The 21671-nt window shown below is 57.0% G+C and carries 20 protein-coding genes and 2 pseudogenes; 12 read left to right on the forward strand and 10 right to left on the reverse strand.

Annotated features, from left to right (window positions below):
* Nucleotides 1-53: 53 nt before the first annotated feature.
* Complete coding sequence (locus ELB75_RS08470) at nucleotides 54-497, reverse strand: RpiB/LacA/LacB family sugar-phosphate isomerase (RefSeq protein ID WP_126983549.1); 444 nt, start codon at nucleotides 495-497, stop codon at nucleotides 54-56.
* A 75-nt stretch (nucleotides 498-572) separates the two neighbouring features.
* Nucleotides 573-1298, reverse strand: a complete 726-nt coding sequence (locus ELB75_RS08475; protein WP_126983550.1) for a B3/B4 domain-containing protein — start codon at nucleotides 1296-1298, stop codon at nucleotides 573-575.
* Between the two features lie 109 nt (nucleotides 1299-1407).
* Between ELB75_RS08475 and ELB75_RS08480 the strand changes: the two genes are divergently transcribed.
* The 3 genes from ELB75_RS08480 to ELB75_RS08490 all read left to right on the forward strand — a co-directional run bounded on the left by ELB75_RS08480 (nucleotide 1408) and on the right by ELB75_RS08490 (nucleotide 3291).
* Nucleotides 1408-2265: a segregation and condensation protein A gene (locus ELB75_RS08480; protein ID WP_126983551.1), complete on the forward strand. Its 858-nt coding sequence runs from the start codon at nucleotides 1408-1410 to the stop codon at nucleotides 2263-2265.
* A gap of 109 nt (nucleotides 2266-2374) precedes the next feature.
* Complete coding sequence (locus tag ELB75_RS08485; protein ID WP_241236059.1) at nucleotides 2375-2866, forward strand: PaaI family thioesterase; 492 nt, start codon at nucleotides 2375-2377, stop codon at nucleotides 2864-2866.
* Nucleotides 2863-3291: a PaaI family thioesterase gene (locus ELB75_RS08490; RefSeq protein ID WP_126983552.1), complete on the forward strand. Its 429-nt coding sequence runs from the start codon at nucleotides 2863-2865 to the stop codon at nucleotides 3289-3291. The genes ELB75_RS08485 and ELB75_RS08490 overlap by 4 nt, the downstream gene beginning before the upstream one ends.
* A 233-nt stretch (nucleotides 3292-3524) precedes the next feature.
* On the opposite strand, the gene ELB75_RS08500 is transcribed toward ELB75_RS08490, so the two are convergent.
* From ELB75_RS08500 to ELB75_RS08525, 6 genes are all read right to left on the reverse strand, one after another.
* Nucleotides 3525-4320, reverse strand: a protein-coding gene (locus tag ELB75_RS08500; protein WP_126983554.1) for an IS5 family transposase whose coding sequence is annotated in 2 segments (ribosomal slippage) — nucleotides 3525-3953 and nucleotides 3955-4320 — 795 coding nt in all. Because the reading frame shifts where the segments join, the coding sequence is not laid out codon by codon here.
* 112 nt (nucleotides 4321-4432) lie between these two features.
* Nucleotides 4433-5230 (reverse strand): formate/nitrite transporter family protein, encoded by a 798-nt coding sequence (locus tag ELB75_RS08505; RefSeq protein WP_126983555.1) that lies wholly within the window; start codon nucleotides 5228-5230, stop codon nucleotides 4433-4435.
* Between the two features lie 245 nt (nucleotides 5231-5475).
* A complete protein-coding gene (gene ubiT / locus ELB75_RS08510) occupies nucleotides 5476-5919 on the reverse strand; it encodes a ubiquinone anaerobic biosynthesis accessory factor UbiT (RefSeq protein ID WP_126983556.1) in 444 nt (147 codons plus the stop codon).
* Between the two features lie 11 nt (nucleotides 5920-5930).
* On the reverse strand, nucleotides 5931-6851 hold the full coding sequence (locus ELB75_RS08515) for a U32 family peptidase (protein WP_126983557.1): 921 nt from the start codon (nucleotides 6849-6851) through the stop codon (nucleotides 5931-5933).
* A 42-nt stretch (nucleotides 6852-6893) separates the two neighbouring features.
* Entirely contained in the window at nucleotides 6894-7145 is a 252-nt protein-coding gene (locus ELB75_RS08520; protein ID WP_070543504.1) for a hypothetical protein, read from the reverse strand.
* A gap of 11 nt (nucleotides 7146-7156) precedes the next feature.
* Entirely contained in the window at nucleotides 7157-7489 is a 333-nt protein-coding gene (locus ELB75_RS08525) for a hypothetical protein (protein WP_126983558.1), read from the reverse strand.
* Nucleotides 7490-7582: 93 nt separating this feature from the next.
* Here ELB75_RS08525 and ELB75_RS08530 point away from each other — a divergent pair, with 93 nt between their 5' ends.
* Nucleotides 7583-8452: an acyl-CoA thioester hydrolase/BAAT C-terminal domain-containing protein gene (locus ELB75_RS08530; RefSeq protein WP_126983559.1), complete on the forward strand. Its 870-nt coding sequence runs from the start codon at nucleotides 7583-7585 to the stop codon at nucleotides 8450-8452.
* A gap of 276 nt (nucleotides 8453-8728) precedes the next feature.
* On the opposite strand, the gene ubiU is transcribed toward ELB75_RS08530, so the two are convergent.
* Nucleotides 8729-9838, reverse strand: a complete 1110-nt coding sequence (gene ubiU / locus ELB75_RS08535; RefSeq protein ID WP_241236060.1) for a ubiquinone anaerobic biosynthesis protein UbiU — start codon at nucleotides 9836-9838, stop codon at nucleotides 8729-8731.
* Nucleotides 9839-10107: 269 nt separating this feature from the next.
* Here ubiU and alaS point away from each other — a divergent pair, with 269 nt between their 5' ends.
* The 8 genes and pseudogenes from alaS (at nucleotide 10108) to ELB75_RS08575 (ending at nucleotide 21381) form a co-directional block, all read left to right on the forward strand.
* Nucleotides 10108-12996 (forward strand): alanine--tRNA ligase, encoded by a 2889-nt coding sequence (gene alaS, locus ELB75_RS08540; protein WP_126983560.1) that lies wholly within the window; start codon nucleotides 10108-10110, stop codon nucleotides 12994-12996.
* 102 nt (nucleotides 12997-13098) lie between these two features.
* Nucleotides 13099-13449: a VOC family protein gene (locus tag ELB75_RS08545; RefSeq protein ID WP_003821768.1), complete on the forward strand. Its 351-nt coding sequence runs from the start codon at nucleotides 13099-13101 to the stop codon at nucleotides 13447-13449.
* A 910-nt stretch (nucleotides 13450-14359) separates the two neighbouring features.
* Nucleotides 14360-14596: a DUF6429 family protein gene (locus ELB75_RS08550; protein WP_126983561.1), complete on the forward strand. Its 237-nt coding sequence runs from the start codon at nucleotides 14360-14362 to the stop codon at nucleotides 14594-14596.
* 279 nt (nucleotides 14597-14875) lie between these two features.
* Nucleotides 14876-15585 (forward strand): annotated as a pseudogene (locus ELB75_RS08555) (integrase core domain-containing protein); the annotation flags it as partial.
* 92 nt (nucleotides 15586-15677) lie between these two features.
* Nucleotides 15678-17540: a lytic transglycosylase domain-containing protein gene (locus ELB75_RS08560; protein ID WP_126983562.1), complete on the forward strand. Its 1863-nt coding sequence runs from the start codon at nucleotides 15678-15680 to the stop codon at nucleotides 17538-17540.
* Nucleotides 17541-17988: 448 nt separating this feature from the next.
* On the forward strand, nucleotides 17989-18834 hold the full coding sequence (locus tag ELB75_RS08565; RefSeq protein ID WP_126983563.1) for a uroporphyrinogen-III synthase: 846 nt from the start codon (nucleotides 17989-17991) through the stop codon (nucleotides 18832-18834).
* An 82-nt stretch (nucleotides 18835-18916) separates the two neighbouring features.
* Complete coding sequence (locus ELB75_RS08570) at nucleotides 18917-20164, forward strand: uroporphyrinogen-III C-methyltransferase (protein WP_126983564.1); 1248 nt, start codon at nucleotides 18917-18919, stop codon at nucleotides 20162-20164.
* On the forward strand, nucleotides 20161-21381 hold the full coding sequence (locus ELB75_RS08575; RefSeq protein WP_126983565.1) for a heme biosynthesis HemY N-terminal domain-containing protein: 1221 nt from the start codon (nucleotides 20161-20163) through the stop codon (nucleotides 21379-21381). Before ELB75_RS08570 ends, ELB75_RS08575 begins: the two co-directional genes overlap by 4 nt.
* A gap of 138 nt (nucleotides 21382-21519) precedes the next feature.
* Here the strand turns inward: ELB75_RS08575 and ELB75_RS13270 are convergent.
* Nucleotides 21520-21629 (reverse strand): annotated as a pseudogene (locus tag ELB75_RS13270) (IS5/IS1182 family transposase); the annotation flags it as partial.
* Nucleotides 21630-21671 lie beyond the last annotated feature (42 nt).

Consider the following 21671-nt stretch of genomic DNA (forward strand, 5'->3'; position numbering starts at 1 on the left):
TGCGCAACTAAAGTTTCAGGTAGCCTTTTGTGCGTTTACGGTTTGCAAGCCTGTCAAACACCACGCTCGAAGGCTTCGATCTCACCTACTTTCGGCGCATAACCGCTGCTTGTGTCGTGGCGCAAATCCAGCCAAATATCCACCAACGCCCAAGCGGCAGGCGCGGCAATCACATTCTGCCCCATGCACAGCACCTGTGCATCATAGTTTTCCACCGAACCGCGAAGGGTGAGCAAATCGTGCGCCGTCACCGCCCGTATGCCGCGTACCTTATTGGCGGCAATCGCCGTACCCACGCCCGTGCCGCAAATCAGAATGGCGCGGTCGGCGCGGCCGGCGGCCACTTCCTGCGCGGTGGCAAAGGAGATCTGCGGATAGGTGCCTTCGGGCGACGACAAATCCACCAGGCTCGCTACGCGCGGGTCGTTTTGCAGATGTGCTTTGAGTGCGTTTTTCAATTCAACGCCGTTGGCCGGCGCGGCAATCACGAGTTTCATCAATCGCTCCTTATTCTGATGTGGGAAATGCAGCCAGTATGCGCCGCTTGGCTGCTGCTTTCAAGCCGTGTTGCCTCAGTGTAATTCTGCCTCTTCCTGCCCTGCCCGAACAATTTGGTAGGAAATCGTGCTGCCACAGTATTGCGTGATCAGCATGCCCAACTCTTCCTGTGCGGCACGTAGCTCGTCGTCTCCCACTTCGGCTAATGCTTCAATCACAAACACGCAGTGGGTTGTATCTGGGCTAATGGCGGTGCGTGCCACTTCACGCCAATTCCAGCGTCGGCAAATGGCGCCGGCGTTGTCTTTATAGAAAATCTCGCCCTCTGCTGGTGCCTGTGCCTCATCTTTGCCCAACACAACCACCGGCACTTCATCCGCACCGGCGTAGGTTAGCTGCAGATTACCCTGCATGGCATCCAAATCTTCCCCGCCCACCGGCACGGTGTATTTGAGCGAAATATAGTTATAAATATCTACCAACGGGCTGATGCTGCCCAAGCCTTTTCCTTTAGAAACGCGCTTATATAGCGCTTCTACTGAGCTAGGATATTCTTTGGCTTTCACGCCGAATTGTCGGTATGCCTCGCGCCAGGCAGCAATTTTTGGCAACTGTGCCACAGGCTGTCCTCCGCAATTTTCTGCTACATTGTTTGCCGCCTGTTGCAATTGCGGCAGGAAAGCAGCCGCATCTGTCTTATTGTTTACCCCGCATGCCACACTAATGCCGACGTGCAAGCCGGGAAATTGGGTAAACAATTGTTTATCTGCTATAAATTTCATCTTAATTTTCCTATTCACTCAATCTTGGCTGAGAGTAGGCAGATTATACGAATAGCAGATTGGTAAGCCAATACGGCAAAGGCGATATAATCCCTGCTTTCCACGCCCGCCAAAGGCTACCTGAAACATGCCCGCTTCCCCGCCCGATACGCCGAGCAGCCCCGGCATCGCCACGTTGTTCGGCCAGCCGGTTACCGACCTGCCCGCCGACCTCTTTATCCCGCCCGATGCGTTGCAGGTGGTGCTGCACAGTTTTGAAGGCCCGCTCGATTTGCTGCTTTATCTTATCCGCAAGCAAAACATCGACGTGCTGGATATCCCCATGCTCAAAATTACCGAGCAATATCTGGCCTATATCGCGCAAATGGACGAGCAAAACCTGGATTTGGCCGCGGAATACCTGCTGATGGCGGCGGTGTTGATTGAAATCAAATCACGCCTGCTTCTGCCTGTGCCGCCCGCTGCCGAAGACGAAGAGATTGCCGACCCGCGTGCCGAACTGGTGCGCCGCCTCTTGGCCTACGAGCAAATGAAGCTCGCCACCGTAGGGTTGGATGCACTGCCCCGCGCCGGCCGCGATTTTGCCTGGGCGTATCTGCCGCTGGAAATCGCCACCGCCTCCAAGCTGCCGGAAGTGCGGCTGGCCGACCTCACCCAAGCCTGGCTCGCCATCCTCTCCCGCGCCGGCCAACGCCGCAGCCATACGGTGGTGCAGGAAAACGAAGCCCTTTCCGTGCGCGCCACCATGAGCCGCATCCTGCGCCGCCTGCAAGACGGCGGCTGCCGCTTCAGCCGACTGTTTGAGCCGGAGAGCGGCGTGGCGCAGGTGGTGGTGTGCTTTATCGCCCTGTTGGAGCTGGTGAAAGAAGGGCTGGTACGCCTCACCCAGGAAGACGGCGCGTTCGGCGATATTTTGGTGCGCCTGCCCGGTGAGACAGATGAAACCGCTGTGCTGCAAAGCGAAGGTGATGATGCAAACCAATAGCAAGGCAGGCTGCACATACAGCGATATGGTTTTCAGCCGGCCTTGACAAGGCCTCCTGCCAGCCAAACAATAACACCACGCCGCCTCCTAAAGGCTACCTGAAAATAGATTGCTCCAAACCGAAACCGCCATGCCCGTAAATTCCGCCCTCTACCGCATCCTCAGCCAGCATTATCTCGACCTTCCCCACTCCCGCGCCATCGGCCTGCGCTACGAAGGCATCTATGGCCGCCGCCCCGTGCTCAGTTTCGATTGGCAGCCCCACCTCGTCGGCCGCCACGACACCCAAACCATCCACGGCGGTACCATCACCACCCTAGTCGATATGGTTTCCGCCTGCGCCGTAACCGCCCAGCTGCCCGACGCCGAAATCCTCGCCACCCTCGACATGCGCATCGACTATATGCACCCCGCCACCCCCGGCCGCCGCATCTACGGCCGCGCCGAATGCTACTGCCTGGCCGGACAGGTGGCCTTCGTGCGCAGCAGCTGCTACCAAGAAGACCCGGCCGACCCCTTCGCCCTGGGCATGGCCACCTTCATGCGCACCCCGCTCACCCCCGAAGAACAAGCCAAACTACAAGAGATGTTGCAAGCATGAGCACCCCCTTCACCCTCTCCCCCGAGCGCACCGCCGAAGCCGCCGGGCTCATCCCCTACAGCGGCTTCATCGGCCTGCAATGCGGCGAATCCGGCGGCCACCCCCTGTTTGCCCTGCCCTACAAACGCGAAAACATCGGCAACGTCTTCCTACCCGCCCTGCACGGCGGCATGCTCGGCGGCTTCATTGAAAGCTGCGCCGTGCTCTTTCTCTACCGCCAAGCCGGGCTCACCGAGCTGCCCAAAATGATCGATTTCTCGCTCGACTACCTGCGCAGCGGCAAGCCGGAAACCACCTACGCCCGCTGCGCCCTCACCCGCCAAGGCAGCCGCATCGCCAACGTGGTCGTGGAAGCCTGGCAGTCCGACCCGGCCAAACCCATCGTCGTCGCCCGCTGCCATTTCCAAATGCCCGCCGCCCAATAGCTTCCAATGCCGCGTGCGCAAAATTTCAGGTAGCCTGTTAACGGAAAACAGGCTACCTGAAATTTTTATAATGAATGGAAAAGGATACTACGGCGTTGGCTCGCCTTGCTGTACTGTCGGTACTATAGTGGATTAAATTTAAATCAGGACAAGGCGGTGAGCCGCAGACAGTACAAATAGAGTCAACGCTGTACTGGTTTAAATTTAATTCACTAGACCTCTTGCGAAAATATTCATCCCATCGCATTAACCAGTCCTGCAATCAGATTTGCCCTTAACCCGAACCGTTTCCGCCTGTTGCGGTAAGGCAGCGACAATATTTTGAATATCTTCAGTTTCCTGTTGATGTGCTCGATGACGGTTCTGAGTTTGCCTAACCGCCTGTTCGCCTCTTTATCCTGTTTGTCCGGCGGATGACGTTTGGATTTCTTTTTCGGGGTCTGTAATCCGGTTTTGGCCAATCCTTGATAACCCTTATCCGCAATGACTATTTTGTAGGGATAAAGCTCTGCAAGGTGCCTCTTGGCTAAACGCATGTCATGCCGGGCACCCATCCCCGTCCGGATGCTGATGATTTTTTCCGTTTCCCTGCCGTATATGACCCGGATTTTAACCGTGTGCCGCCTTTTCTTGCCGCTGTAATACTGCCGCTGTTTTTTTGGGACGTTCAATCGGGCTTTCGGTAACGTCAATGATGACCGTTTGGTCGCCCGGATTCTTGTGCTTTGGCAGGGAGAAGCGTTTGCAACGGATGAGGGCGTCCTCGGTTTTACGGATGGTGCGGCAGACATTGCTTTCGGAAAGGCCGTAGATGGCGGCCAATTCGAGTTGGGTATGGTAATGGCACAGATAGCTTAGGGTAAGCAGCAGTTGGTCTGCCAAACCGAGCGTATGCGGCCTGCCTGACTTGACCTTCCGGCTTTCTGCTTCTGTGGTGACTTGCAGCATTTCGTGAAAAAGGACGGGCGTTACACCTGTGAGCCGTTTGAATTCGCTATCGCTTCTTTGGATGAGGTTTTCGTATTTCATTTGGGAATTGTAAATCTTCAGGATACTTTCGCAAGAGGTCTACTATATCTGCGGCTCGCCGCCTTGTCTCATCCTTATTTTCATCTGCTCTATCGGGATGACGCACCAACCTCTAATCCACATACTCTCCCTCATCCTTATTCAAAAACGCATACGGCACGCCAATCAGCAACCCGCCGCCAATCCAATTCGCCACAAAAGCCACGCTGCAATGGCGCAGGATATTCAGCGCTTCAAAATGCGACACGCTATCGGCAATCTGATTGAAGCCCACCAGCGCAAACGAAGCAAAGTTCGCCGCCACGTGTTCGTTGGCCAAAAACACAAACATATACACCGCCGCAAACACCGCCGCAATCTTCGCCGCCTGTTCCTTCAGCAACAGATAAGCCACCACCGCCACGTTCACAAACAGATTGGCAAAAATCCCCTCCGCCAGCACCAGGCCGTTTGGCCGCTCCAGCTTGTGCCCCACCATATTGGCCAAATAGCCATCCGCCGAAACATGGGCAAACGCGCTGGTTTGATTGAACAGCCAAGCGGTAACAATCGAGCCGATCAAATTAAACGCCGTGCAATAGAGCAAAATAATCAGCGCCTTTTCCCATTTGATTTTTTTGAGGAAGGTGCCGGCCGTGAGATACATCATATTGGAAGTGGTGAGCTCCGAATTGAGAAACAGGATATACACCAGCCCCCACGAGAAGAAAAACGGAAAGGCAAAACGCCCCAGCGAAGGGTGCACCGTATTGAGCACATCCGCCGCAATCACGCCTGTGGCCGGGGTGAGCGTGAGCAGCATGCCGGCAATCAGCGAACGCAGTGCATACTTTGCCTTGCTGTGCTCAAACAGCCACGCTTTCTTGTGGCAGGCCTGCTCGATTTTTTCCACAAATACGGATTGCGCCATATCGGTTCCCTTTTTCAAATTGGATTACTGTCAAATGATGATTTGTATGTTTCAGGCAGCCCTGGCTAACGCCGGCAAAGGCTACCTGAAAATTTCCCTTGCACCGTGTCGGCACAGCCATACCGGCTTATCGTGCTGCTGCAGTGTAGCCTATCCGTTTCAGCTGCCTCAGGCAAGTATGGCAGGCTACCTGAAAGGCTTGGCTTCCACACAGTTCAAACGAAGCGGCAACGCCCCACAGGCACCTATTCAAACATTTCCTGCCATTTCACCAACTGTTCGGCAAACGGCCATTCCACGCTGTCGAGCAGGTTTTTGGTAATCAGCCCAAGCTCGGTATCGCCTTCGATTTGCAATTTGCGGTTGAAAAACAGGGTGTCCGGGTCTTCTTCGCGCAGCATCATGCGCAGGAAATCCACGCCGTTGGCGGCTAGCCGGAGGTCGGGTTCACCTTCGAAGCGGCGGTCGAGGAAGCGTTCGCTATCGGCGGTAAAGCGCACAGTGATGCCTGCGTCGAGTACGTCGATTTCGAAGGTGCGGCCATCAAACAGGCTCATGTCGGCAGGCAAGAGGCCGCGTTTGAGCATGAGGTTGAGGGTTTTAACCAGCGCGAAACGCGGCGGCAGGGCGGGCAGGCGGCGGCCGATTTGGGCGCACCATTGCGGCAGGGTGATGTCGGGCAGGGGCATTTTGTTTCCTTTCAGGCGGCGTTGGTGCCGTAGGCTTTGCGGTGGGCTTCCACGGCTTCGATGCCGGGTTTGCCCAGCCAATAGCCGTCCACGGGCGTGCCGGTGGACAGGCGGGCGAGTTCGGGCAGGGCTTCGTCTAGGGTGGTTTGGCCGTCGAGCACGGCGCGGTGCAGTTCGATGATGCGCGGCATGTCGGTGAGCTGGGGCGAGAGGCGCAGGATGTTGACGCCGATGGCGGCCATGTCGGCGTGGTGCGGCAGCAGGCATTGGCTGCCGTAGGACATGGTTTGGATGCCGTTGATGGTGAGGAACGGCTGGCCTTCGCGGGTGTTCATGGTGAGGCCGTGTTCGTGATCGAGGCAGCGGAATTCGCAGCTGTCTTTGTTTAGGTTGTAGTGCCGCGCGGTGAAGCAGCGGGACGAATAGGCCAAGGGGATTTTGCCCCAGGCGAAGATTTCGGTTTCGAGGCCGTCTGAAAGGCGGGTGATGTCGGCTACTTTGTCGCGGGCGAGTTCGGCGGGGGCGACCCAGCGGTATGCACCGAGGCTTTGGAAGAGTTGCAGGGTGGCTTCGTTGTAGATGTTGAGGCTGGCTCCGGCCACGAAGGGGATGCCGTGTTCGCGGGCGAGTTTGACCGCGCCCATGTCGTTGGCTTCGATTTTGAATTGGGTTTGGCCGGTGATTTTGCGCAGGCGTTTGAGGTCGGATTCGCTTTCGAGCAGCACTTGGGAAGACAGGATGATTTCCTTGCCGCTGTCGGCGAGGTCTTGGGCGAGGCCGAACCAGTCGGCAAAACGCATTTTCTGGCGGCGGGAGCAGACGGTTTCGCCCAGATAGATGGTGTCGAGCGGGCTGTCGAGCATTTGGACGTAGAATTCGAGCAGGGTTTCTTTCTGCCAGAAGAATTGGATGGGGGCGAGGGAGAGTTTCATGGGTGTTCCTTTGTTTTTTTGTCTTTTCAGACGGCCTGGAGGCTACCTGAAAATCGTTTGGGCAAAGCGGGCAATGTTTTTCCGGTTTATGGCCTGCAATACAACGACGGCTTCGTTCTCTAAAAAATCGGCGGCGGAATCATCGGCATAGGTTTGATTGAGGCGGCACAAATCGTAGAAGGTAAAAACAAACTCTTGTCCGTTGATATGCAATGGAAAATCCAACAGGCAACCTTTGCTCTCGGCTTCAAATTCAGCCAGGTCATCAAACCATTCCGGGAAGGTGATGTGCATAGGATTCCTTTTCAGACGGCCTTATTGTGTTCGGTTTCGGCGGCGTAGATATATTGCATCAGCGTTTCGATAAAAGCGGCCAAATCGCGCTGCCACGAATGGCGGTTGGTTTTGGTGAAATACAGCGATATTTCAGGCTTTTCCATTAAGTAGCAGCCGAAGCTGGCATACAGCGGTACGAGGCCGGTGTCGTGGGCGTTGTGGAAGGCAATGGTCAGCGGCAACGTGAAATAAGGGTGCGCAAGCGTCCATACGGCGGGGAAGGCAGGGGTATCTTCTTCGGCGGCCACGGTCAGGTCGTGTTTGTATAGGGCGTTGCGCAGGTCTTCGATGTGTTTTTTCATGCTCTTATTTTTCGCACTGTTTTTCAGGTAGCCCCTACCGCAAAACGGTGGGACAATGCTTTAACTTTAACGCTTTGTTTTTAGGAGCAAGCCATGCAGCCCGACCGGATATTGTCTTACGCTTCAGACGACCTGACCGCCGCGCTGTACCGCGGCCGGTACGCGCCGCCTTCCGACCGCATCGTCATCATACTCGGCGGCAGCGACGGCAGTTACGCGCTCACGCAAACCTATGCCGCCGTGTTTGCCGAAAACGGTCTGACTGCGCTGGCCGTGCCTTACTGGGGGCAGCCGCACCTGGCGCAGGGGCTGGCGCAAATTGCTGTGGAGACAGTGGAAACCGCCGTGCGGCGGGCGCAGGAAATGGGTTTTTGCCAAACCGGCGTGTGGGGTATTTCCATGGGTGCGCAACTCGCCCTGCTGGCTGCCTCCCTGATTCCCGACATCGGCCGCGTGGCTGCCGTCAGCCCGCTGGACGTGTGCGTGCAGGGTTTGCAAACCGCGCCGCGCAGGAAGCTGCTTGACTGTTCCGCCTTCACCTGGCGGGGGTACGACCTGCCATATTGCCCGCTCCACATGAACCGCCTGCGCGTATTGCGGGATTGCGTGAAAACCCGCAGCCTTTGCCTGCGCTCCTGCTACCGCGATGCGGTCGGTGCAGCGGAGGAAACACGCATCCGGGTGGAAAACATCCAAGGCGCGGTGCTGCTGCTTTCCGCCGAAGACGACACCATGTGGCCTTCATACGAAGCCGCGCGGCGCATCGTCCGCCGCTTGGAAGACGGCGGCTTCCAGTATCCCGTCATCGAACGCGCCTACCACCGCGCGGGGCATTACCTGTTTCCGGTGGAAAGCCGCTGGCACAAACTGTTTGCCAACGCCCGCCGTTACCCGCAGGACTACATGGCCGCCGCCCGCGACGCGCTGGCGCAGGCACTTGACTTCTTCCACGGCTGGCAATAGGGCAAAGGCCGTCTGAAAGCCTTCAAAGCAGCCTGCACTTTTCAGACGGCCTTCGGGCTGCTTGAAATTTATTCACGCCGCCAAACCCAATCAGCGTTCGATTTGGCCCGCATCCGCACCGAACCTTTGTCGGCGGAAGCGGTCATCGCACCGTAGCAGCCCGTAAGTCGGATACTTGTATCCGACATTTATATTGATCGAAGTGCCGGATTCGAGAATCTGACCTAAGGCTGCTTTTTCAGGTAGCCTTTCAGACGGCCTTGAGGCCGTCTGAAACTACTTCCAAGGCCGGTTATATGCGCCCAGCGTGCTTTGGCTGCCTTCGGACACCTTGCCCAAAGCCGCATCCCACGCGGGGGTTACGCGGTAGTGCGCGGGGTCGGCGGCGGCTGCGTCCAAAGCCTGCCGCAGCGTGCGCGTAACCTGCGCGGTGTACATCGGGCTGCGCTGGCGGCCTTCCACTTTGACGGCGGCCACGCCGATTTTGATGAGCTGCGGCAACACTTCCAACACGTTCAGGCTAGTCGGCTCTTCTAATGCGTAATAAGTTTCGTCGTTCACCTCAAAACGGCCTTTGCACAGCGTGGGGTAGCCTGCAGGCTCGTCTTTGTTGAACTGCTCGATCATCACCTGATTGAGCCGCACGTTCATTTTGTCGGGCAACTGCTCCCAGCGCACAGCCTTGGCCGGCGAACACACGCCCTGCATATTCGGCGACTCGCCCGTGGCGTAGCTCGACAGGATGCAGCGGCCTTCCACCATCACGCACAGGCTGCCGAAGCCGAACACTTCAATCTCCACATCCGTGTTGTCAATCACATGCTGCACTTGGTCTATCGTCAGCACTCGTGGCAGCACGGCGCGGCGGATGCCGAACAAGTCCTTCATTAAATTGATGGCTTCGTAATTGGTGGCCGAACCCTGCACCGACATGTGCAGGCGCAGGTTCGGATGTTTTTCGCAGGCGTAGGCCATCACGGCGGGGTCGGCCACAATCACCGCGTCCGCACCCAAATCGGCTGCGGTGTCCACCGCGCGCCGCCAGCGTTCCACCTGCCCGGCCTGCGCGTAGGTGTTGATGGCCATCAGCACCTGCCGCCCGCGGTCGTGGGCGTAGCGGATGCCTTCGATGATGGATTTTTGGTCGAAATTCAGGCCGGGGAAATTGCGCGCGTTGGTCGCATCTTTCAGCCCCATGTAAACCGTGTCCGCGCCGTTGTCCACGGCGGTTTTCAGGGCGGGCAGGTTGCCGGCGGGGCAGACGAGTTCGGGGATGCGGCCGCGCTCGGCCGGCTGCGGCTGGGCGGCGGGTTTGGTGTGGTGGGTGGGCTGGAAGTCGTCAAACAGCATGGCGTGTCCGTTTGTATGTAGGCAAATATTGGGCATTCTACGGGCAAGGCGGCGGTCTGGTGCTGATTTAAATCAACATCGTTGGGCAGGTGTTTTTCAGGCAGCCTTGGCTACAGCGAATAAGGCTACCTAAAAGCATATTGCCAATTTTCAGGTAGCCTGCAAGCGAAAGGCTACCTGAAAATCCTGCCCTTTCATCCACCGCGCAAGTAGGCAGCCACCTGCAATATGCAGTAAAATCACGCCCAATTTTTGTTAAGCGCGCCAGCCGCCCGAATCATTATTTTGAAAGACACCGAAACGCCATGAAAACCTCCGAACTACGCCAAAAATTCCTAAAATTCTTCGAATCCAAAGGCCACACCATCGTCCGCTCTTCCAGCCTCGTGCCGCACGACGATCCGACGCTGCTGTTTACCAACGCCGGTATGAACCAGTTTAAAGACGTGTTCCTCGGCTTTGACAAACGCGCCTACAACCGCGCCACTACCGCGCAAAAATGCGTGCGCGCAGGCGGCAAGCACAACGATTTGGAAAACGTGGGCTACACCGCCCGCCACCACACCTTCTTCGAAATGATGGGCAATTTCTCGTTTGGCGACTACTTCAAAAAAGAAGTCATTCCGTTCGCGTGGGAATTTCTCACTTCGCCCGAATGGCTCAACATTCCCAAAGAAAAACTGCTGGTAACCGTGTATGCCGAAGACGACGAAGCCTACAACATCTGGCACGATGTTATCGGCGTGCCTGCCGAGCGCATCGTCCGCATCGGCGACAACAAAGGCAGCCGCTACGCTTCCGACAACTTTTGGCAGATGGGCGACACCGGCCCCTGCGGCCCCTGCACCGAGATTTTCTACGACCACGGTGAAGAGATTTGGGGCGGCATTCCGGGCAGCCCCGAAGAAGACGGCGACCGCTGGATTGAAATTTGGAACTGTGTGTTCATGCAGTTCAACCGCGACGAGCAAGGCAATATGAACCCGCTGCCCAAGCCGTCCGTCGATACCGGCATGGGCTTGGAGCGCATGGCCGCGGTGATGCAGGGCGTGCACAGCAACTACGAAATCGACCTGTTCCAAGACCTGCTCAAAGCCGTCGCCCGCGAAACCGGCGCGCCGTTCAGCATGGACGAGCCGAGCCTGAAAGTCGTTGCCGACCACATCCGCTCCTGCTCCTTCCTGATTGCCGACGGCGTGATGCCGTCCAACGAAGGACGAGGCTATGTACTGCGCCGCATCATCCGCCGCGCCGTGCGCCACGGTTACAAACTCGGTCAGAAACAGGCGTTTTTCTACAAACTTGTGCCCGATTTGGTCAAAGCAATGGGCGATGCGTATCCTGAGTTGAAAGAGAAGCAGACGCAGATTATGGAAGCCCTGCGCGCGGAAGAAAGCCGCTTCGGCGAAACGCTGGAAAAAGGTATGGGCTTGTTTAACCAAGTGTGGGACGCGATGCAGTTCGCCAAATTGGAAAGCCTGTTGCCGATGGACGGCGTGGGCGAACCATTGCGATTGACCAGCGCAGACGGTGTAGCGTTTACCGTGGTTTCGCGCAACGCGGGCAACGGCAAACAAATCGTGGTGCGCCCGCAGGTTTCAGGCAGCCTGAACGAAAGTTTCGCCTTTAATATGGAAGACGTGATTACCAAAGAAAAAACCGAAGCCCACCGCGCTTACGGCGAAGCCCTGCAAGGCTACCTGAAAAACAATATCGCCAACAGCAAGCTGATTATGTCGGGCGAACACATCTTCAAACTCTACGACACCTACGGCTTCCCGTATGATTTGACCGCCGACATGGCGCGCGAACTCGGCATCGAGCTGGACGAAGAAGGCTTCGAGCGCGAAATGGAAGCCCAACGCGCCCGCGCCCGCGCCGCGCAAAACTTCAAAGCTAACGCCCAAGTCGCCTACGACGGCGCCGACACCCAGTTCCACGGCTACGACAAACGCAGCCTCGACGCCGCCGTACTCGCACTCTACCGCGACGGCGAAGCTGTAAACGAATTGAACGCAGGCGAAAACGGCATTGTCGTGCTGGATCACACGCCGTTCTACGCCGAAAGCGGCGGCCAAGTCGGCGACGTAGGCTTTATTTTCGCAGGCGAAAACCGCTTCCGCGTCGAAGACACGCAGAAAATCAAAGCCGCCGTACACGGACAATTCGGCGCAGTCGTTTCAGGTCGTCTGAAAGTGGGCGATGCCGTATCCGCCGAAATCGACAACGACATCCGCAACAGCATCATGCGCAATCACAGCGTTACCCACTTGATGCACAAAGCCCTGCGCGATGTTTTGGGCACGCACGTCGAACAAAAAGGCAGCCTGCAAAACGCCGAGCTGACCCGATTCGACATCTCCCACCCGCAAGGCATCAGCGCGGAAGAAATCGCCGAAGTCGAACGCCGCGTCAATGCCGCGATTATCGCCAACGTGCCCGTCAAAGTGGAAACCATGTCCATTGAAGACGCGCAAAAATCAGGCGCAGTCATGCTCTTCGGCGAAAAATACGGCGACTTCGTCCGCGTCATCACCATGGGCGACTACTCCACCGAACTGTGCGGCGGCACCCACGTCGCCCGCACCGGCGACATCGGTTTCTTCAAAATCATCAGCGAAGGCGGCATCGCCGCAGGCATCCGCCGCGTAGAAGCCATCACCGGCCTTGCCGCTCTGGCATGGGCGCAAAACCAAGAAAGCCTGATGAAAAACATCATCGCCGAAGTCAAAGCCCAAACCGAAAAAGACGTACTTGCCAAAATCCAAGCCAACGCCGCAAACGCCAAAGCCTTGGAAAAAGAGTTGGCAAAAGCCAAAGCCGAACTTGCCGTCCACGCAGGCGCCAAACTCTTGGACGATGCAAAAGACTTGGGCGCCGCCAAACTCGTCGCCGCCCAAATCGAAGCCGACGCAGCCGCCCTGCGCGAAATCGTTACCGATTTAACCGGCAAATCCGACAACGCCGTGATTCTTTTGGCGGCAGTAAACGACGGCAAAGTCTCCCTGTGCGCCGGCGTATCCAAAGCCCTGACAGGAAAGGTGAAAGCCGGCGATTTGGTCAAATTTGCAGCCGAACAAGTCGGCGGCAAAGGCGGCGGCCGACCGGATTTGGCACAGGCTGGGGGGACGGATGCTTCCCAAGTCGGCACGATGCTGGATTCGGCAGAAGGCTGGGTTAGAGAGAAGCTGTAATTAGAAAAGTGCAGGCTGCCTGAAAGTGGGTTTCAGGTAGCCTAAAACTCATATTGAATATTGCTATCTGATTATTCAGCCGCTTTAAAATAAGGATTGAGCATGGGCGTTAAACGCATTGTGGCCAATATAAACGCAACCCAACCCGCCGCAGCAAAGGCTTTCTACCATGACTTGCTTGGACTGGAATTGCTGATGGATCATGGGTGGATACAGACCTACGGACAGGATACGACTATGTCTGTGCAGGTCAGTTTTGCCAGTGAAGGCGGTTCTGGCATGCCTGTGCCTGATTTGTCTATTGAGGTGGATAATCTGGACGAATTATTAGAGCGGATGCAGCATGCTGGTTTCACGCCTGAATATGGGCCGACTACTGAACCTTGGGGCGTGCGCCGCTTTTTTGTGCGCGATCCGTTTGGGCAGCTGGTGAATATTTTGCAGCATGAGTAAGCCAACTTTTATGTACTATAAATATAAAATTTTTAGGTGCAGATTTTATAAAAGTTGAGCTAGGAAAATGGAGAAGTCTAGATGGATTAAGGCAGTTTAGATTAAAACCAGATGACTATATAGGTACTCATGGAATGGGTATGCCTATCGTATCTAATGTATCTCATGTTCGTTTTGAATTTTTGGTATCAAAAGCTAACGGTAAAAATTTTACTGTTACAAAAAATGTTCATGTACTATTGAAAAAATGTTGCTGACACTATGGTATATATTGAAATAAATCTAGCATATCACTCCATAACCTTGCACTGTACTCCATTGTTTTTAGATGAAGTACTAAATTCCAATAATTCTTTTATTGGTGAAATTTACTTAAATATGAATAAAAAATGTAAGAACGCTTTTCTGCATTTGTCAGTTAATGATGACGATGATGATTGTCTTCAAATTATAGAAGACAATCTGTTTTTAAGCATATCAAGTAATACATATTCTCTATTTCAATATAGTTCAGATTATATTAAGAAATATGGCTTACCATTTTCTACTGAACTTAGTGATTTAACTTTATTACCAAAAAATAAGACATTGTCTTTCATTATTTTTGTTGCTGATTAAATGTCTGCATTGCATTAGCAAGCGTAGGTTGGGTTGATAAACCCAACACTTTTCAGGTAGCCCTCTTAAAGGCTACCTGAAAAAATGCATAGACAAGGCAAGCCGTAGCCTGTATTCCCACCAACCGCGTGCGTGGCTGCGCCACACACCCTACCTACGGGCGACGCAAACCTTAAGATTAAGGTGTAGGGTGTGTGCGGTACGCACGCACGCGGGTGCTGCCGTTACCGAATCGGCACGGCATCCTTCCACATCCCAACCCCATCAATCCAAATCAAGAAAGCTCCGATCTATGTCCTATAACCGCCAAAAACTGGAAAACGCCCTGCTTGCCCTAATCGGCGCATTGGAATTTGAAGAAGGCCGCTTTTGGAAAGGCTACGATTTTGACCTGCTCAATAGCCTGCACGAACAAGGCCTAATCAGCCAGCCTTGGGGCAAAGCCAAATCCGCCTATCTCACCCCGGAAGGTTTGAAAAAAGCAAAAGCCTTGGCAGAAAAGATGTTTGGCGGGGAATCGGATTTGTAGCAAGGTTGTGCGGGCATTAGCTTTATGTTTCCTGTGTCCGAAGGCAGCCTGAAAACCCTTGGGTATACGTTCGCCCCGTAAAAATCGGTATGGCGCGTGCCTGTACTAATGTGTATGTGTGTATGGCGGATGCGTTTGTAGGGTGGTGGGCACTCGCTGCCCACGCGTTGCGCCCCGAAGGCAGCCTGAAACGGCTGCGGATAATGGCTAACTTGGGAAACAAGGTGTAGAAACCAGTAGCGTTGTTTACAGTATTTCCAGGAGAATACTGAAACATGAACATGCACAAACAACCGTTTCAAACAGGCAAAGTACGGAATGAAACGCCTGGCCAAGGTAGAACGCAGCATTCGGGAAAAGCTTAAAAAGCAGGCCAAACGCTACAATAAATCCTACCCCGGAGAGCCGGTGCATCTCGATACCAAACGGCTGCCGCTGCCCAAAGGTCAGAAAGCCACCGATAAGCGGGATGACCTGTTTGTCGCCATCGACGATTTTTCAAGGGAGCTATACGCCGCCATTTTGCCGAACAAAACCGCAGACAGTGCCGCCAAGTTTCTGACCGGACACCTGATTGTTCCCTGCCCCTACCTGATCGAGTGCGTTTACTCCGACAACGGTACGGAATACAAAGGCTCGGCCAACCATGCTTTCGGTGTGGCCTGTTATGAGAACGGGATTGGTCAGAAGTTTACCCGGGTTGCCCGTCCGCAGACCAACGGTAAGGCGGAACGGGTTATCCGCACCCTGATGGAGATGTGGCATGAGAAACAGTCGTTTGACAGTCCGGAACACCGGTAAAAGGAGTTGTACCGATTTGTGAACTTCTATAACACAGTGAAGCCGCACGGTAATCTGGGCGGCGATACGCCGTTTGAGGTGTTGCAGGCTTACTTTTCTCAACCTGTGGTGTAAACAACGCGACGATTTCCTACACCCTACCGAACAACCGGCTGGCTGAAACCCGGCACACAAGTAAAAAGCAGTAAAACCCGCCGTCTGTTTGCGCCTGCCGCTTCATTGCCCCGCCGCTTTCAGGTAGCCTTAGGCCGTTCCGAATTATCCAAAGCCGACATCAAGCATGAAAAAAACCGTCTATCAACACAGCCTCCCCCTCCTCGCCGCCGGCCTGCTCGCCGCCTGCTCCAGCCAAACCGAAACCCCGGTCGAGCCCATCAATACAGACAGCAGCGCCGCCGCCATCCAACTGCCCGGCGGCGGCCGCAGCGATTCTGAAGAAAAAGTATTGGCCGACTACCAACTCTTCCAATCCGCCCAAGCCGCGCTCAAACAAGGCGATGCCGGCCAGGCCGCCCAATTCCTCGCCCAAGCCCAGCCCAGCGCCATGGCCAACAGCCTGCGCAACCAGTGGCTCAAACAGCTCGGCCGCAGTGGCCAATGGCAAGAGTTCGCCCGGCAATACGGCTACCTGAAACCCGCCAACCGCGATAAGGAAACCCGCTGCTATGCCGCACTGGCCGGACAGGAAAACCAAAACGCCGCCCAAGAAGTGCTGGCCGAACTCGGCCGCCAGCCAGAAGGCTGTAACCGCCTGCTCGAACAGCTCGCCACGCAAGGCAGATTACCGGCCGATGCTGCTTGGCGGCGCGTGCGCGGCTTGCTGGCCAACAACCAAATCAGCGATGCCCGCCGCTTGGCCGCCGCCCTGGGCTCCCCCTTGCCCGAGCCGCTCACCAGCGCCACACCCGACAGCCAAGGCGGCCGTGAAGCCCTGTTGCACAGCGTAATCGGCCAAAATGCCCGCAAACAGGCCGATGCCGCCCAACGCCTACAAAGCCTCTCCGCCAGCCTCAGCCCGGCCCAAACCGGCTTTGCCTGGGCCGTGCTCGGCCACCACTACGCGTTGAACCAACGCTTCCCTGCCGCGCTCGACGCCTTCAACCGCGCCGACCGAAGCCAGCTGGGCAAAGAACACTGGGAATGGTATGCCCGCAGCGCCCTGCGCCTCGGCCGCTGGAGCGATCTGCAAAACATCATCGAAGCCATGCCCGACACCCTGCGCGCCGATCCCGCCTGGCAATACTGGCTTGCCCGCAGCCTGGCCGCCAACGGCGATTCCGCCCGAGCCCAGCAGTACTACCGCCAGGCCGCCGCCTCCGGCCGCAACTTCTACGCCATGCTCGCCACCGAAGCCCTCGGCGGCCAAGTGAATACCCACAACACCGCCGCCGAACCCGGCAGCAGCCAAACCGGCCAAGTGGCCGCCGACGGCGCAATTTCCCGCGCCCTCAGCCTATTCCGCGCCTCCCAGCGCAGCGGCGATTGGGACATGCGCAAACAGGCGCAGGCCGAGTGGCGCTATGCCGTGGACGGCTTTAACGAACCCGCCCTGCTCGCCGCCGCCAAGCTCGCCCACGATACCGGCTTCTACGAGATGGGTATTTATGCCGCCGACAAGACCCACAGCCAAATCAACTACAACCTGCGCTATATCTCCCCCTTCCGCGACAGCGTTACCCGCTACGCCGCCCAAGCCAATATCGACCCCGCCTGGGCCTACGGCATCATCCGCCAGGAGAGCCGCTTCATGATCGGCGTGCGCTCCCGCGTGGGCGCCACCGGCCTGATGCAGGTGATGCCCGCCACCGCCCGCGAAATTGCCGGCAAAATCGGCATGGATCCTGCCGAACTACACACCATCGAAGGCAACATCCGCATGGGCATTTGGTATCTGGGCGACGGCCGCAACCGCCTGGGCAGCGAAGTGCTCGCCACCGCCGGCTACAACGCCGGCCCCGGCCGCGCCCGCAACTGGCAGGCCGCCACCGCGCTCGAAGGCGCAGTGTATGCCGAAACCATCCCGTTTGACGAAACCCGCGACTACGTCAAACGCGTCATGGCCAACACCACCTACTACGCCAGCCTGCTGGGCGAGCCGAACACCTCCCTCACCCGCCGCCTGGGCACCATCCCCGCACGCTGACGAAACCTGCCGAACCGTTTTGCCGCTGAAGCAGCCAAGCGGAAGAGCGGATGGAATGATAAAATCGCTGAAACCCCGCCTAAGGTTTTCAGCGATTTTTCCGGTATACGGCAAATGCCTCATCCATTTTTCAGGTAGCCTTCTGCCATTGCATCATGGCTACCTGAAAAAGGTTTCCGCACCGCCAAAGCCGGGCTTCTTAATAGTGGATTAATAATGCCAGGCGGCGAGCCGTAGGGCGTACAAGGCCATACGCCCAAGCTGGTCAATGCTGCAGCACGGCGATTTTATAGTGAATTAACAAAAACCTGTACAGCGTTGCCTCGCCTTACCGTACTATCTGTACTGTCTGCGGCTCGTCGCCTTGTCCTGATTTTTGTTAATCCACTATAGTCCACCATACAAAGCGAAAACATCAAACCAACCATTCCCGACCCCATCTTCACCGATGCACAACCCGCCTGCCTTGCTCATCATCCGCCCCGCCAACCGCATTCCCGCCGATGCCGCCCTGTGCCGCCGCACCGGCTGGCAGCCCGTGCCCTTCCCGCTCATCCATATTCAACCCGAAGCAAACGCGCTGGCCGGATTGCCCGCACAGTTGCAGCAGGCCGCAGCCGCCGTTTGGATCAGCCCCACCGCCGTGGAAACCGCCCTGCCGCTGCTTTCGGGTAGCCACTCCGCCACAAGCACCGGGCTACCTGAAAACGAACCGAGCAGCCTTCTGCCGAATACCCAATCCAATCTGCCCATTTTTTCAGGCAGCCTCATTGCCAGCCTGCCGCAACCGCAAATCGCCGTAGGCAGCGGCACGGCCAAAGCCTTGAGGCAGGCCGGGTTTGCCCACGTTGTTGCCCCCGACGGCGGCCACGACAGCGAAGCCGTGCTCGCCCTGCCCCTGTGGCGCACGCTGAACCCCGGCGCAAACATCTTGATCGTGCGCGGCGCACACGGCCGCAACCTGTTGCCCGAAAGCCTGTGCCAACGCGGCTTTCAGGTAGCCTGTGCCGATATTTACCAACGCCAGCCGCTCGCGCCCGATTGGGTGCTGTTTACCGCCGCACAGCCCGCCGCCGCGTGGATTACTTCCGTCGAACAAGTGCGCCTGCTGTTTGCCGCGGCACCTGCAAGCCTAACCCGACAGCTGCAATCCTTGCTATACTTCGCCCATCATCCGCGCATTGCCGAGGCACTGAGCCAAGCCGGCGCGGCACGCATCCGCCTGCTCAGTTCGGCTGCAGAGCTGGAAAACGCTTTAATTGCCGAACGGCAACACCTCACTCAGGCTACCTGAAAATTGAATTTCCAATGTGTGCAAACGCCGCACCGGCTTTCAGGTAGCCTCACAACCGATTGAATACTATGAAAGGAATAGCATGAGCCAACCGGAAAACGAATCCGTACCCACCCCCCAGCCTCCCGCTCCCGCCCCGGCCAGCCCTGTTGCACCGGTGGTTGTTAAATCCGGCGGCAAAGGTTTGGGCACGTTTGCCCTCGTACTGGCCGTGCTCGGCCTGGGTGCCAGCGGCTTTTTGTTTGTGCAGGGACAAAACCTGCTCAAACGCCAGGAAATCCAGTTCGATCAAAAAATCAATCAGGCTGCCTTGGGCGAATCGCAAAACGCCGCCCTGTTGGCCGATGCCGGCCGCAAGCTGCAAGACAACGAAGCCCTAATCAAGCAGCTGCAAAGCGATATGCAAACCCAGCAGGCCGAAGCCGCCGCCAACAACCGCGCCCTGCAAGAGCTGCTGAAAACCCGCAGCGACTGGGTGGTGGACGAAGCCGAGGCCGCACTCAACCTGGCCGGCCAGCAGCTGGTGATTGCCGACAACGTACCCGCCGCCGTGGCCGTGCTCGAAGGGATGGATGCCCGTTTGGCGCGTTTCGAGCAGCCGCAGCTGCTGCCTTTGAAACAGGCCGTTAGCGCCGACTTGGCCAAACTGCGCCAGCGCCCCTTCACCGACACCGCCAATGCCACGCTGCGCTTGAGCCGCCTGGAAGCCGCCGTAGGCGCACTGCCGCTCTTGGCCGATTCCAGCCTGCGCCCGCCGCAGGCCGCCGCACCCGCTGTCGTTTCGCCGAATGATCCGTGGTGGCGCCAAGCCTGGAACCGCACCCTCGGCGGCCTCAAAGGCATGGTGGAAATCCGCCGCCTCAATAGCACCGATGCGCTCCTGATGTCGCCCGAACAGGCATTTTATGTGCGCGAAAACCTGCGCCTGCACCTGCTCTCCGCCCGCGTGGCTCTGATGCAGCGCCAAAACGACATCTACCAAAACGACCTGGCCGCCTCGGAAAACGCCGTGCGCCAATACTTTGACGCCGCCACTCCCGCTGCCCAATCCTGGCTGCGCGAAATTGCCCAGCTCAAAGCCATCCAGCCGGGTAGCGGCAACGTGGGCGACAGTCTCTCGGCCAGCCTGAAAGCCATCGCCGACTACCGCCAGCAGCGCCAAGGCGAAATGCTCGGCCAGCCTGAAACCGCTTCCGAAGCCGCCGCTTCGCAGCCTGCCGCGCCCGTTTCCGTGCCCGCGCCGGCCAGCCAGCCTACGCCGGCAGCCTCCGCCCCCGCGCTTCCTGCGCCGGCTCAGGCTTCCGCCGCTCGCAAGGGGATTGAATCATGAAAGGCCTGATTTGGATTATTGTGCTGTTTGCCGCCGCCGTCGGCCTCACCATTGTTGCGCAGCATTACAGCGGCAACGTGTATATCGTTATCGATCAAACCCAAACCCAGATTGCGGTCAACCTGCATTTGTTTGTGGGCGCCATGATCGTGTTCGTGGTGCTGCTTTATCTGCTGCTGCGCCTGATTAACGGCATCATCAACATTCCCGGCCGCATGCGCCGCTTCGGCCGCAGCCGCCAGGCACATCATGCCGAAATCGCGCTCAACAAAGCCGGCCTCGCCTACTTCGAAGGCAAATTCCAACACGCCGAGCAAGAAGCCGCCAAAGTGCTGGAAAACAAAGAAGCCGGCCACAACCGCACTCTCGCCCTGATGCTCGCCGTGCACAGTGCCGACCAAATGGGCGACGATGCCAAGCGCGAAGGCTACCTGAAAGAAATCGCCCAGCTGCCGCATAAAGCCCAGCTCTCGCGCCACCTGCTCGAAGCCGAATCCGCGCTCAACCGGCAGGACTATCCCGCCGCCGAAGCCGCCCTAGCCGCCGCTGCCGCCATCAACCCCAAGCTCACCCGCCTGGTGCGCCTGCAGCTGCGCTATATGTTCGAGCAAAACAACCCCCTAGAAGTGCTCGACCGCGTCGCCAAGCTGGAAAAAGCTTCCGCCCTCAACGCCGCCGAAGCCGCCCAATACCGCGAATGGGCCTGGCGCGAACTCCTCGCCCTCGCCACCGACTATCCCGCGCTTAAAGCCTGCCTCGGCCGCATTCCCAAAGAAATGCAGGAAGGCGAACTCTGCGCCCCGATTGCCGAAAAAATGCTGCAAATCGGCCAGTATCCCCGCGTGGTGAAATGGGTGAAAACCCACTATCCCAAACACCGCAACGCCCGGCTCCTGCCGCCCATGATTGAAGCCGCCCGCTACCTGAGCCCGCGCGAACAGCAGAAAATCATGGACACCGTGGAAGGCTGGCTGCACGACGCCCCGCAAGATGCCGCCCTGCTGCTGCATCTCGGCCAAATGGCCTACGCCAAACAACTGTGGGGCAAAGCCCAAGGCTACCTCGAAGCCAGCCTGCAAGCCCAAGCCACCCCGCAGGCACGCCTGGTGCTGGCCAAAGTGTTTGACGAAATGGACAAACCCGAGCAGGCCGAGCAGCAACGCCAGCTGGTGCTGACTGAAATCACCCCGGAAGACGACGAAACCGCCGCCGAATAGAGGCATACGGCAAAAAGGCTACCTGAAAATAAGCTGCGCAGAAATTGCAAAGCTCGTTTCAGGTAGCCTTTCTAGTTTAGATTTAATCCGCTATACCTATTCGTGCCAACTTATCCTGTCGCTGCTAACCAGGAAATTATATAGTGGATTAAATTTAAACCAGTACAGCGTTGTCTCGCCTTGCCGTAACGTGTGTACTGTCTGCGGCTCGCCGCCTTGTCCTGATTTAAATTTGATCCACTATACCTTTACCACTAGTTGGTACAGCCATCCCAACCCAACTTATATTT

This window comes from Eikenella corrodens (genome assembly GCF_003990355.1).
Taxonomy (GTDB): Bacteria; Pseudomonadota; Gammaproteobacteria; order Burkholderiales; family Neisseriaceae; genus Eikenella; species Eikenella corrodens_B.

Bases quoted from the DNA above. Each gene is read 5' to 3' on its own strand.
- ELB75_RS08470 (WP_126983549.1), bottom strand. From the start codon at position 497: ATGAAACTCGTGATTGCCGCGCCGGCCAACGGCGTTGAATTGAAAAAC.
- ELB75_RS08480 (WP_126983551.1), top strand. From the start codon at position 1,408: ATGCCCGCTTCCCCGCCCGATACGCCGAGCAGCCCCGGCATCGCCACG.
- ELB75_RS08490 (WP_126983552.1), top strand. From the start codon at position 2,863: ATGAGCACCCCCTTCACCCTCTCCCCCGAGCGCACCGCCGAAGCCGCC.
- ELB75_RS08505 (WP_126983555.1), bottom strand. From the start codon at position 5,230: ATGGCGCAATCCGTATTTGTGGAAAAAATCGAGCAGGCCTGCCACAAG.
- ubiT (WP_126983556.1), bottom strand. From the start codon at position 5,919: ATGCCCCTGCCCGACATCACCCTGCCGCAATGGTGCGCCCAAATCGGC.
- ELB75_RS08515 (WP_126983557.1), bottom strand. From the start codon at position 6,851: ATGAAACTCTCCCTCGCCCCCATCCAATTCTTCTGGCAGAAAGAAACC.
- ELB75_RS08520 (WP_070543504.1), bottom strand. From the start codon at position 7,145: ATGCACATCACCTTCCCGGAATGGTTTGATGACCTGGCTGAATTTGAA.
- ELB75_RS08525 (WP_126983558.1), bottom strand. From the start codon at position 7,489: ATGAAAAAACACATCGAAGACCTGCGCAACGCCCTATACAAACACGAC.
- ELB75_RS08530 (WP_126983559.1), top strand. From the start codon at position 7,583: ATGCAGCCCGACCGGATATTGTCTTACGCTTCAGACGACCTGACCGCC.
- ubiU (WP_241236060.1), bottom strand. From the start codon at position 9,838: ATGCCCAATATTTGCCTACATACAAACGGACACGCCATGCTGTTTGAC.
- alaS (WP_126983560.1), top strand. From the start codon at position 10,108: ATGAAAACCTCCGAACTACGCCAAAAATTCCTAAAATTCTTCGAATCC.
- ELB75_RS08545 (WP_003821768.1), top strand. From the start codon at position 13,099: ATGGGCGTTAAACGCATTGTGGCCAATATAAACGCAACCCAACCCGCC.
- ELB75_RS08550 (WP_126983561.1), top strand. From the start codon at position 14,360: ATGTCCTATAACCGCCAAAAACTGGAAAACGCCCTGCTTGCCCTAATC.
- ELB75_RS08560 (WP_126983562.1), top strand. From the start codon at position 15,678: ATGAAAAAAACCGTCTATCAACACAGCCTCCCCCTCCTCGCCGCCGGC.
- ELB75_RS08565 (WP_126983563.1), top strand. From the start codon at position 17,989: ATGCACAACCCGCCTGCCTTGCTCATCATCCGCCCCGCCAACCGCATT.
- ELB75_RS08570 (WP_126983564.1), top strand. From the start codon at position 18,917: ATGAGCCAACCGGAAAACGAATCCGTACCCACCCCCCAGCCTCCCGCT.
- ELB75_RS08575 (WP_126983565.1), top strand. From the start codon at position 20,161: ATGAAAGGCCTGATTTGGATTATTGTGCTGTTTGCCGCCGCCGTCGGC.